Source organism: Actinoplanes sp. URMC 104, assembly GCF_051386375.1.
In the GTDB taxonomy this organism is placed as follows: Bacteria; Actinomycetota; Actinomycetes; order Mycobacteriales; family Micromonosporaceae; genus Actinoplanes.
In genome coordinates, this window is the sequence record NZ_JBPQTO010000011.1 from 1,404,581 (window position 1) to 1,416,368 (window position 11,788).

The window sequence follows — 11,788 nt, forward strand, 5'->3', positions numbered from 1 at the left end:
TCGCCACGCGCGCCCGCCATTGCGTTGACCGCCCGATCAAGCGCTCGCTGAGAGCGGAAGGCCGGCGATGTCCACCTTCAAGGACGCCGCGACCGAGCCGTCATCGGCGAGTCCGAAACGCCGTACGCATCCGGCGCCGAAGGTGTCGCCGGCCCGTTCCCTCATGGCAGCCAGTTCTGTCAGGGCGACGGCGGTGCCATGGTCAGCGGCCCGGCCGCAGAGGGCCTCGGCCTCGGCAAGGTCTCCCGCCCTTTCCTTCAGCCCGGCCAGCCCCATCAACGCCGCGACGTTGCCGTGCTCGGCCGCGCGCAGATAGATCGCTTCGGCTCCGGCCATGTCACCGGCCCGTTCCCTCAGGCCGGCCAGATGCAGCAGGGCAACGACATTGCCGCCGTCGACGGCTCGCCGATAATGCGCCTCGTCCTTCACCGACCCTCCGCCCGCTTTCGGTGTGCCGCTCGGCTGTGTCTGTGCGCCTGCACCGCCGTTGTCAACGGCACTTCGGTTGACGGCACCCATGGCTCCTGCAGACCGCACGGAGGCGCCACGGGCGCGACTTTCGGCTGCCTGTCGATAGAGGGCTCGGGCACCGTCTTCGTCTCCGGCGCGCTCACGCATCTGCCCGAGTTCGACGAGGGGGCCTATGTCGCCGCGGTCAGCGGCTTCTCTGCAGACGGCTTCGGCGCCGGCCACGTCCCCCATCTGCACCCGCATCGCGGCTATCTCCATCAGCGCACCGGTGTTTCCCCGGTCGGCGGCCTCTCGGTAGATCGCCTCGGCTGCCGCAGTGTCTCCGGTTTTCTGGCGCATTCCGGCCAGAGCCCACAATCCGCTGAGGTTCCCACGGTCGGCCAGCTCACGGTAGTGAGCCTCGGCGCCGGCCGCATCTCCCGCCTCCTGCAGCATTTCCGCCAGCGGCCACAACGCGCCGAGATGGCCGCCCTCTGCGAGCCGGCGATAAAGGACTTCGGCGGCCCGCGCTTCACCGGCGCGTCTCAGCAGGACGGCGAGATCCAGGTGCGCTTGCACGCTGCCACGCCGGCCAGCGTGCCAATAGAGCTGGGCGGCGCGATGGTAACGGCCTCGGTACTCTGCCTGCCGGCCGAGGTCGTACAGCAGACGCGCATCGGTTATGGCCGTCACGGCGGCATTCCAGAAGGCGGCCGGCGGAAAGCGTCCTGCTCGTTCGGCACGGCCCGTCTGGTCGAGGTAGTCGGCCAGCCGGTAGCGGGGGCCATCGGAGGGCGCATCGTCCGGCCGGCGACGGACGGGGGTCAACGGTCCCGGAACTCCATGGCAGGGCCGGGCGGTGTAGGTGAGGGCTTGCCGCAGCCAGTCCTCCCCGAGCTGGTGCCAGTCGAAATCCGACAGGTAACCGGGCGCAGCCGTCTCGAGCAGCGCATGCGGAATGTCCACGAGGTGGCCGAGGCGGCGGGCATCGACGGCGACCTCGATGATCGCTTTCGCGGCGGGCTGGGCATTACGGTATCGAGCCAGCAGCTCCGGCACCCCGGCCAAGTGCTGGGTGACCCGCCCGTCCTGCGCGTACCGGGCGGCATGCTGCAGCCGGGGGTCATGGGCCGCGACGCTCTGAAGGTTCCGCAGGTCGCCGGCGGAGAAGGAGTCGGGCACCGCGATGTCGGCGCCGGCGAGCAGCTCGCGAGCCTGGGCGTACGGATCCGGACGATTCGGGTCAGGCCGCGTGGTCAACGTCGACCAATAGTGCGGCCACATCGTAGCCAGAACCAGCACCGGGGAACGGCTCGCATCAGCCAGCAACGTCCGCAGACCCGCCGCGACCGCTTCCCCCTCCAGCGGATCCACGGTGAGCAGATATTGCTGAGCCTCGTTCAGCCAGACGACCGTGTACGCACCGACCTGCGCCAGCGCCCCGGCGGCCGCAGCGGAACGGGACGGGTCGATCGGATGCCACAACCGCCACCGGTCCGGCAGACTCCTGACCGCTTCCCAGCACGCGCGCGTCTTGCCGGTGGACGAACCGCCCACCATGACCGCGATGCGACTGTTCCCCGAGACGGCCGCGGCCACGATGCCGGTCAGTCGCTTGTCGTGCTCACGCTCCACGTATCCCGGCAGGACGGTCGTCGCCCCTTGAGGACCGGGAATGTCGATGGCGCGATGCACCTCCAGGCCGATCGGGTCACAATCGCGGATCGGCGTGCCCAACTGCTCGGGCATCGCCGGAGGAGGGGCCATCTTGGCCGCCACCCACAGTTCCTTGACCCGGTCGGCGACAACCGCCGAGTCACGCCCACCGAGACGGGCAAGCGCGACAGCGATGGTGACGGCGTCCTGTGACGTGGCCGGTGGCTCCCGTCCGCTGAGAATCCGGCTCACCGTGTCCCGCCCCGGCGAGCCCGGGAGATCGTCGGCAGCCGCAATGCTCGCGACCAGCTCGTCCAGGGTCGGCCCGTCGGCTCGCAGATAGAGCTCGTACAGCGCGTCACGGAGCTGCCGCCCCGGGCCTTCCGGCAGGTCCAGCTTCTCGACCTGGCGAGCGCGGCGCCCCCCTTGTCGTCTCTCGTCGGCACTCATCGCATCACCCAGCATGGCCTACGGAGGCCGACGACGCGACGGTCGGTTCCGGTCGCAACCGGGTTGGATCTTCGCCGGCCGGCTTGACCCTGGAGAACGAGCCGGCGCCGGCGCGACCAGACCGTTCCTCTCTTCATCGGAGCCATGGATGCCTGAGACACCCGACCGCAGACGATCAACCGACAGATTGACCATCGCAGCAGTCACCGGCCTTCTCGGTGGTGTGGCTCGCGCCCTCACCGAGTGGCTGCTGCGCCACCTGACATCCGCGTCGTGATCGAGCAACGCGGCCAGGCCCAGGAGCCTGGCCGCGACCCTCGGCACGGCACGGACTCGTTCTTCAGCACCCGGTGCGCAGGCGCCGGGCGGCAATTCAGGGATGCGAGACTGTGCGGGTGACCCGCGACGATGCGTCCCCGTGGCTGGACGGGGAACAGCAGCGCGCCTGGCTCGCGTGGATCCGCCTGCAGATGCGCCTCTCGTACGAGATCAACCGGCAGTTGCAGGCGGACAGCGGGCTGTCGATGGCCGACTACGACGTGCTGACCGCGTTGAGCGTCGCCCCGGGCGGGCGGCACCCGATCACGGTGCTGGCCAACGGCCTGGGGTGGGAGCGGAGCCGGGTCTCGCATCACGTCAAGCGCATGGCGAAGCGGGACCTCGTACGGATGCAGGCGGCCGCGCACGACGCCCGGGTGACCGAGGTGGGGCTGACCGACACCGGGCGCCGCGTCCTCGAGGAGGCGGCGCCCGGGCATGTGGCGCTGGTCAAGCGGCTGTTCTTCGGCGGGCTGCAGGGCTCGCAGGTGTTGCCGCTGGCGGAGCTGCTGGAGACTGTCTACGGGCACGTGCTGCGCCACGGCACGCTGCCGCCGCCCCCGGGTGACGACAGCGCCGGCTGAGGTCGTTACTGCTGTTCCTCGCCGCCGTCGGCGAACAGCTCGCTGCCGGTGACGAAGCTGCTCGCGTCGGAGGCCAGGAAGACCACGGCGTTCGCGATCTCCTCGGGACGGGCGGCGCGTCCCACGGGTATCGCCGCGCCGAGCTGCTTGACCAGGGCGTCGGCGTGCTCGGCGGCGGGGGCGAGACCGCGCAGGCCCTCGGTGTCGGTGGGGCCGGGGACGATGACGTTGACCCGGATGGAGCGGCCGGCGAGCTCGACGGCCCAGGTGCGGGCGAACGAGCGGATCGCGGCCTTGCTGGCCGCATACACCCCGAACGCGGGTGTGCCGCTGGTGGCCGCGGTCGAACCGGTCAGCACGACGGAGGCGCCCGGGTTGAGGACGGGAAGTGCCTTCTGCACCGTGAAGTAGGTGCCGCGGACGTTGGTGGCGAACGTGTCGTCGAAGTGCTCGAGGGTGGTCTCCTCCAGGGTGGCGAACGAGCCGCCGCCGGCGTTGGCGAACAGCACGTCGAGCCCGCGGCCGTCCTCGCGGATCTGCCGGACGATCTCGTCGAGGTCGTCGAGCCGGGAGACGTCGCCGGGGATGCCACGGGCGTTGGCGCCCAGGGCTTCGACGGTGGCGTCGAGCTCGGCGCGGCGGCGGCCGGTGACGAAGACGTACGCGCCCTCCTCGACGAAGCGCTGGGCGGTGGCCCGGCCGATGCCGGACGTGGCGCCGGTGACGAGGGCGATCTTGCCGGTGAGTTGTGCCATGACTGTGCCTTTCAGACGGTAAGGACGATCTTGGTGCGCAGGGCGCCGGACTCCAGGCCGGCGTGCGCGGCGGCGGCCTCGGACAGGGGCATCGCGGTGGACGGGCGCAGCGTCAGCGAGCCGTCGGCCAGCGCTGCCATGGCGGTGGCCACGGCGTCGGTGGCGCGTTCGAGGTCCGGGCCGGACAGCGTCACGCCGAGCTGCGGGCCGCGCGGGTCGGACAGCGTGATCACGCGGCGGGCGCCGCCGGCCAGCTCGACCGCCGCGGCGAGGTCGCTGCGGCCGGAGGCGTCCAGCACGGCGTCGACGGACGGCACGATCTCGCGCAGCGGTTTCGCGTAGTCCACCGGTGTGGCGCCCAGCCGCGCGGTCGCGTCGGCGTCGTCCTCGCGGACCGCGGCGACGACACGGACGCCGGCGGCCGTGGCGAGCTGCGTGGCGATGGTGCCGACCGCGCCCGCCCCGCCGAGGATCAGCAGCGTCTCCCCCGCGGTGACGCCGAGGAGCCGCAGGACCCGTACGGCGGCCTCCCCCGACGCCGGCAGCGCGGCCGCGTCGGCCCAGGAGACCGAGGGCGGCTTGGGCACCCAGTGCCCGGCGATCACGGACTGCGCGTAGCCGCCGAGACCGGGCAGGTAGACGGCGACCTCGTCGCCGGGCGCCACGTCGGTGACCGCGGCGCCCACGGCGTCCACCACACCGGCGGCCTCGAACCCGAGGACGCTGCCCGGCGCGACCCCGAACGCCTTGAGGTGCCCGCTGCGCAGCGCCAGGTCGGTGGGCCCGACGCCCGCGTACCGGACGCTCACCCGGATCTGCCGCGGCCCGGGCTGACCGGGGTCGACGTCGGCGACCGTCAGCACGTCCGGCCCGCCGAAGCCGGACAGGATCACCGCTCGTGTCATGTCGTGCACCTCGCTTCGTCGTCGCGATGTTCGCCGTAAGCGTGACATGTCACGTAACCGATGCCCAAGGAGAGTGGCTGTGTCGATCGGCACAGCCGCCCCGCGGCGCTCGTCGGAACACGATCCACCACCTGGTGAGACTCACGGAACTGAATGGGCGTGACCGACGACCAACGGGTGCCACTTCCCCGACGTCCGCGGACCCCCGAGCGAGGAGCCCATGTCCACCGCCTCCGAGACCGCCGAGAAAGCGCCCCCGTCCCCGGCTTCGCGCGCCCGGAGAAGGACGGGCTTCGGCCCGCTCCTGCTGCGCCTGCATTTCTACGCCGGCCTGTTCGTCGCGCCGTTCCTCCTGGTCGCGGCGCTGACCGGCCTGGCGTACGCCTTCACTCCGCAGATCGATCGAGCGGTCTACGCCGACGAGCTCACCGTCACACCGGGCGGGACCGCGAAGCCGCTGTCCGAGCAACTCGCCGCCGCGCGCGCCACCCACCCCGAGGGCGCCATCGCGGCCGTGCGGCCCGGCACCGGCGACGCCACCACCCAGGTCGACTTCACCGCGCCGGGGCTGGACTTCGAGCACAAGCACACGGTGTACGTGAACCCGTACACCGGCGAGGTGACCGGGCAGCTCACCACGTGGTTCGCGTCCACGCCGATGCGGACGTGGTTCGACGATCTGCACACGAGCCTGCACCTGGGCGACATCGGCTTCTACTACTCCGAGTTCGCCGCGAGCTGGCTGTGGCTGCTCGCGCTCGGCGGCGTCGCGCTGTGGTGGCGCCGGCAACGCGGCAAGCGCATGCTGCGACCCGACCTGACCGCGAGGAAGGGCGTACGCCGCACCCGCGGCTGGCACGCCTCGACCGGCCTCTGGCTGTCGATCGGCCTGATCTTCCTGTCGATCACCGGCCTGACCTGGTCGAACCACGCGGGTGAGAACTTCGATGCGGCCGTCGACGCGCTGAGGGGCAGCCGCCCTGCCGTGTCGACCGAGCTGAACGGCGTGCCTGCGGCCCCGGCGGCCGGTAGCCATCACGGCGGAGGCGCTCCGGCGGCCGGTGACGCGTCCGTGGATCCGGCCGTCATCGACAAGGTGATGCAGGTGGCCGACGCCAACGGCATCGGCGGCAAGCTCACGGTCGCCGTTCCCGCCGACACCAGGACCGCATGGACGGTCACCGAGGAGGACGCGCTCTGGCCCGTCGGCCGCGACAGCATCGCCGTCGACGCCGCCACCGGCACGGTCACCGACCGCAGCGACTTCGCCGACTGGCCGGTGACGGCCAAGCTGACGCAGTGGGGCATCTACGCCCACATGGGCGACCTGTTCGGGCCGGCCAACCAGCTGCTGCTCGCCGCGCTCGCGATCGGCCTGATCTGCGTCATCGTGTGGGGATACCGCATGTGGTGGCAGCGCCGCCCGACCCGGGCCGACCGCCGGGCGCCGGTCGGCACCCCCCTCGGCCGGCGCGGCGCCTGGCAGCAGCTCCCGGCCTGGGCGATCGTGGTCGGCGTCCCCGTCGTCATCGCCATCGGCTGGGTCGTCCCGATGTTCGGCATACCCCTGGCCGCGTTCCTCCTCGCCGACGTCGCGGCCGGCGCCGTCCGCGGTCGCCGGGACAGGACCCCGGAAACGCCGGTGTCGCCGGCTCCGGCGGGCAGCTGAGCCTCCGGGGAACTCGCCCGCCGGCGGGCTCCCCCGGCCCTGCCGCGGGCCGGGTCGAGAGGTCGCTGGTCGGCCTGCCTCCTTGATATCCGGCGCAGCCGGGAACCGGAAGCCGCGCCGCGACGACTCTTCCACCGACGCGTCCAGAAGAAGAGCGGTGACACATGGCGGACGACCCGCTGCCGGCCTCGACGACCGGCACCGGCCGGTTGTGCCGTGCGGCGCACCGCCGTACGCGCGGAGCCCGATCACCGTTGGTGGTGCGCCACCACGACGGCGCGCTGACCCTCGCCGCCCGGCGACACCCACCGGTCGTTCCCACACCGCCTGCCAGGGGCGTGTGGGCCGTTGCCGGGGCGGCCGGTCTCACCCTGCTCGCGGCTCTCGTTCTGCTGTTCCTCGGTCCCCGGGTCTACGCCGGCGCCGGTGAGGCCGGACCCTGCCCCAGGCGCACCTCACTGCTAGCGGCCGACGGCGGTTCCACGTTGCGGGTCCGGCCGGACCCTGGGCGGAACCTCGCGGGCCTGGTCCACCTGTGCGTCGACCCGGGCACCCAGCCGGTGCGCGGCTGGTCGGTGACGGCAACGGGCCGTGACGGGCGGTCGGCGGACGCCACGGTGCTGGCGGTCGGCAACCGCCTGGCGCTCGCCGCCGTGCCCGGCGGCGGACCGACCGTGCTCACCGTGCGAGCCGATCTGGTTTCAGGTGACGCCGCGATCTTCCGAGTCCGCATCGACGCGCGGTAGTTCCGCGCCGGCCCGGGCGCTCCGGTGTCACGGGACGACGGCGGCGCACAGCCCAAGCTGTACGCCGCCGCCGATATCCGGGGAACAGTCACATCGCGCCGAGCGGTCTGCTGCAGGCACACGGCGGCCCGATGGTCACCGGCCCCGCGGGCAGCCCGTCAGCGCGTCAGCGCACGGCGGGCGCCTGCTTCCACAGCGTCTCCTTGAGGCTGCCGCCGCCGGTGGACGCGAACGTCTTGGCCGCCGCGGCCGTCGGGTCCGGCTGCGGGACCGGGTCGCACTGCTTGTCGGACCGGTTGCCGCGTACCCGGTCCGGCAGGGCGCCGGTGTCCAGGTAGGCCGCGATCGTGTCGTCGGTGCAGGCGATGCCGCTCAGCGAGCCGGAGTGGGTGGTGCCGCCGACGCCCTCGACCAGCACCGAGCGCGGGAAGCGCTTGCGGACCTCGAGGCTGCCCGGGTACGGCGTGGCCGCGTCGTTGGTCTCGTTGATCAGCAGAATCGCCGGGGCCTTCCTGCCGTCGACGTCGACCGGCTTGCCGACGTCGCCCTTCCAGAAGATGCAGGGCGCGTTGTACCAGGCGTTGTTCCAGGTGATGAACGGGTGCTTGGAGTAGATCCGCCAGTTGTCCCGCTTCCACTTGTCCCAGTTCTTGGGCCACTTCACGTCGGTGCACTGGGTGCCCAGGTAGACCGCGTAGCCGTTGTCCGCGCCGGGGCCGGGCTCCGAGTAGAGCTCGAGCAGGCCGGACGCGTCACCCTGGTTGACGTACGCCGAGAACGCGGTGGCCACGTCCTCCCAGCCGTACACGTAGTAGCCGGCCGAGACGAAGATGTCGTTCCACTCGTCCGGGCCGATCTTGCCCTCGGCCGGCGCCTTGCGGAGCTTCTGCAGCGTGGCGTAGTACTTGGCCTTCACGGCCTTGCCGGTGGTGCCGAGGTGGTACACCGAGTCGTACTTGGCGACCCAGGCGAAGTAGACGTCCATGTTCTTGTCGAACTGGATGTCCTGGCTGAGGTTGGCCTCGTACCAGACCTCGCGCGGGTCGACGTTGCCGTCGAAGACCATCCGGCGCACCTGCTGCGGGTGCAGCGTGGCGTAGACCTGGCCGAGGTAGGTGCCGTACGAGAAGCCGTAGAAGTTGATCTGCTTCTGGCCCAGCGCCTTGCGGATGCTCTCCATGTCGGCCACGTTGTCGGTGGTCTTCAGGTGGTCGAGCAGCGGGCCGCCGGCCTTGGCGCACGCGTCCGCGTACGCCTTGGAGCGCGCCAGCCAGGTCTTCTCGAGCTGCTTGGTGACCGGCACGTAGTACGGCCGGTTGTAGCCGGCGACGTTCCCGTCGCAGGTCAGCGACGGCACGCTGGAGCCGACGCCGCGCGGGTCGAAGCCGATCCAGTCGTAGTCGAGGCCGACGTCGTTCGGGATCGCCGTCTGGAAGATCGAGTAGATGAGGCCGGATCCGCCGGGGCCACCCGGGTTGACCAGCATGACGCCCTGATAGTCGGCGGCCGGCGACTTGGCCTTGATCCGCGACACGGCGATCTTGATCTTGGTGCCGCCCGGGTGCGCGTAGTCCAGCGGGACGGTCACGAACCCGCACTCGGCGCCGCGCGCCTTGAGGGTCGTGTTCGTACACGCACCCCAGGCGATCGGAGGTGGCGTGTAGCCGGGGGTACCGCTGTGAGCCTGAGCCGCGGACGGGATCATGCCGCCGCCGACCGCCAGCCCGACAGCTGTGGCGGCGATGGCCGCCAGTAGTCGTCTCATTCCATGCCCTTCGTCTCCGATGCGCTTCCGCATCGCGATCACCGGAGACTATCCATCCAGGCGCGCCGATGAGGCCGACCGTTCAGACAGTTTCCGGCCGGGCGTCGACTCCTCTGCGGCCTTCGCGGGCCCGGCGCCGTGCCGGGCCCGCAAGAATCCGGCCTCAGGCCGCCGCCACCAGGCCGGTCGAGACCGGCTCCAGCGCGGTGCTCAGGATCTCCCGCACATCGGCGACGACGTGCACGGTCAGCGCGTCCAGCACGTCGGCGGGCACCTCGTCGAGGTCGGGCTCGTTGCGCTGCGGCACGTACACCTCGGTGAGGCCGGCCCGCTGAGCGGCGAGCAGCTTCTGCTTCACGCCGCCGATCGGCAGCACGCGGCCGGTCAGCGACACCTCGCCGGTCATGCCGACCTCGGCCCGCACGTTGCGGCCCAGCAGCAGCGAGACCAGCGCGGTCGTCATCGTGACGCCGGCCGACGGGCCGTCCTTGGGCACCGCGCCCGCGGGCACGTGCAGGTGGATCGGGTGGTCGAGCTGCTCCGGCGAGATGCCCAGCTCCTCGGCGTGGGCCCGCACATAGGACAGCGCGATCTGCGCCGACTCCTTCATCACGTCGCCGAGCTGGCCGGTGACCGACAGCCCGCCCTTGTCGCCGGGCAGCAGCGACGCCTCGATGTAGAGCACGTCGCCGCCCATGCCGGTCACGGCCAGGCCGGTGGCCACGCCCGGGACCGCGGTCCGCTCCGAGGACTCCGGGGTGAACCGCGGCCGTCCGATCAGGTCCTTGAGGTCCGCGGCCTCGATGGTGACGGGCAGCTCCTTGAGGGCGGCCTTGCGGAACACCTTGGCCAGCAGGCGCTCGAAGGACCGTACGCCGGCCTCCCGGGTGTAGTTCGCGGCGATCTCGCGCAGCGCGCCTTCGGTGACCGTGACCTCGCCCTCGGCCAGGGCGGCCCGCTCCAGCTGCCGGGGGACGAGGAAGTCGCGGGCGATGGCGACCTTGTCGCTCTCGGTGTAGCCGTCGATCGAGATGAGCTCCATCCGGTCGAACAGCGCCTGCGGGATCGTCTCGAGCACGTTGGCGGTCGCGATGAACAGCACGTCGGACAGGTCGAGGTCCAGGTCGAGGTAGTGGTCGCGGAACGTGTGGTTCTGCGCCGGGTCCAGCACCTCGAGCAGGGCCGCCGCGGGGTCGCCGCGGTAGTCGCTGCCGACCTTGTCGACCTCGTCGAGCAGCACGACCGGGTTCATCGAACCGGACTCGCGGATGGCCCGCACGATGCGGCCGGGCAGGGCACCGACGTACGTACGGCGGTGGCCGCGGATCTCCGCCTCGTCCCGCACGCCGCCGAGAGCCACCCGGACGAACTTGCGGCCGAGCGTGCGCGCGACCGACTCGCCCAGCGAGGTCTTGCCGACCCCGGGCGGGCCGGCCAGCAGGATCACCGCGCCGGAGCCGCGGCCGCCGACGACGCTCAGGCCCCGGGACTCCCGGCGGGCGCGGACGCCGAGGTATTCGACGATGCGCTCCTTGACCTCGTCCAGCCCGTGGTGGTCGGCGTCGAGCACCGCCCGGGCCGCGCCCAGGTCGGTGTTGTCCTCGGTGCGGACGTTCCACGGCAGGTCGAGGACGGTGTCGAGCCAGGTGCGCAGGTAGCCCGCCTCCGGCTGGTCGCCGGCGCGCTCCAGCTTGCCCACCTCGCGCAGCGCCGCCTCGCGGACGGTGTCGGGCAGGTCGGCCGCCTCGACCCGGGCGCGGTAGTCGTCGCTGCCCTCGGCCTGGTCCTCGCCCAGCTCCTTGCGGATGGCCTTGAGCTGCTCGCGCAGCAGGTACTCGCGGTTGCGCTTCTCGACCGACTCGCGGACGTCGCTCTCGATCTTGTCGCTGACCTCGGACTCCGCCAGGAAGTCACCGGTCCACTCGATCAGCAGGCGCAGCCGGGCCTCCACGTCGGGGGTCTCCAGCAGCTCGCGCTTGCGGTCGTTGGACAGGTACGGAGCCCAGCCCGCGGTGTCGGCCAGGTCGCCCGGGTCGTCGATGGCGCTCACCGAGTCGATGACCTGCCACGCCTCGCGGCGCTGCAACACCTTGACGACCAGCTGCTTGTACTCGGCGGCCAGCTCACGGGCGTGGTCGCCGGGCGCGGCGAGCGCGACCGGCTCGACCTCCACCCACAGAGCGGCGCCCGGGCCGGTCACCCCGCCGCCGATGCGGGCGCGGTCGCCGGTGCGCAACACGGCGGCGGGCGTTCCGCCGCGGGACTTGCCGACCTGCTTGACGCTCGCCACGACGCCGTGGGTCGCGTAGCGGTCCTCGAGCCGGGGAGCGATGAGCAGCTCCGAGCCGGCCGAGGTGCGGGCCGCGTCGACGGCCGCCTGAGCCGCCTCGTCCAGCTCGACCGGAACGACCATGCCCGGCAGCAGGACGATGTCATCGAGGAACAACACGGGAAGTCGTTTGCTGGTCACCCGGTACCTCCGAGAAGTTG

Annotated in this window: 8 protein-coding genes; 3 read left to right on the forward strand and 5 right to left on the reverse strand. The window is 71.8% G+C overall.

What is annotated here, in order from left to right; all coding sequences use genetic code 11:
* Nucleotides 1-36 precede the first annotated feature (36 nt).
* A complete protein-coding gene (locus ACSNN8_RS32255) occupies nt 37-2,556 on the reverse strand; it encodes a hypothetical protein (RefSeq protein ID WP_436653754.1) in 2,520 nt (839 codons plus the stop codon).
* A gap of 395 nt (nt 2,557-2,951) precedes the next feature.
* Between ACSNN8_RS32255 and ACSNN8_RS32260 the strand changes: the two genes are divergently transcribed.
* Complete coding sequence (locus tag ACSNN8_RS32260; protein ID WP_436653755.1) at nt 2,952-3,458, forward strand: MarR family winged helix-turn-helix transcriptional regulator; 507 nt, start codon at nt 2,952-2,954, stop codon at nt 3,456-3,458.
* A 5-nt stretch (nt 3,459-3,463) separates the two neighbouring features.
* Here the strand turns inward: ACSNN8_RS32260 and ACSNN8_RS32265 are convergent, their stop codons facing one another.
* Nucleotides 3,464-4,213 carry an SDR family NAD(P)-dependent oxidoreductase gene (locus tag ACSNN8_RS32265; RefSeq protein ID WP_436653756.1) on the reverse strand — a complete coding sequence of 250 codons (750 nt, stop codon included), beginning with the start codon at nt 4,211-4,213 and terminating at the stop codon, nt 3,464-3,466.
* 11 nt (nt 4,214-4,224) lie between these two features.
* The gene (locus ACSNN8_RS32270) at nt 4,225-5,118 is read right to left on the reverse strand and encodes an NADP-dependent oxidoreductase (protein ID WP_436653757.1); all 894 of its coding nucleotides are present in this window, start codon (nt 5,116-5,118) and stop codon (nt 4,225-4,227) included.
* Between the two features lie 220 nt (nt 5,119-5,338).
* Here ACSNN8_RS32270 and ACSNN8_RS32275 point away from each other — a divergent pair, with 220 nt between their 5' ends.
* On the forward strand, nt 5,339-6,787 hold the full coding sequence (locus ACSNN8_RS32275; protein WP_436653758.1) for a PepSY-associated TM helix domain-containing protein: 1,449 nt from the start codon (nt 5,339-5,341) through the stop codon (nt 6,785-6,787).
* Nucleotides 6,788-6,951: 164 nt separating this feature from the next.
* A complete protein-coding gene (locus ACSNN8_RS32280) occupies nt 6,952-7,533 on the forward strand; it encodes a hypothetical protein (protein ID WP_436653759.1) in 582 nt (193 codons plus the stop codon).
* Between the two features lie 166 nt (nt 7,534-7,699).
* Here the strand turns inward: ACSNN8_RS32280 and ACSNN8_RS32285 are convergent, their stop codons facing one another.
* Nucleotides 7,700-9,298 carry an alpha/beta hydrolase gene (locus tag ACSNN8_RS32285; RefSeq protein WP_436653760.1) on the reverse strand — a complete coding sequence of 533 codons (1,599 nt, stop codon included), beginning with the start codon at nt 9,296-9,298 and terminating at the stop codon, nt 7,700-7,702.
* Between the two features lie 163 nt (nt 9,299-9,461).
* A complete protein-coding gene (gene lon / locus ACSNN8_RS32290; protein WP_436655478.1) occupies nt 9,462-11,711 on the reverse strand; it encodes an endopeptidase La in 2,250 nt (749 codons plus the stop codon).
* Between the last annotated feature and the right edge of the window lie 77 nt (nt 11,712-11,788).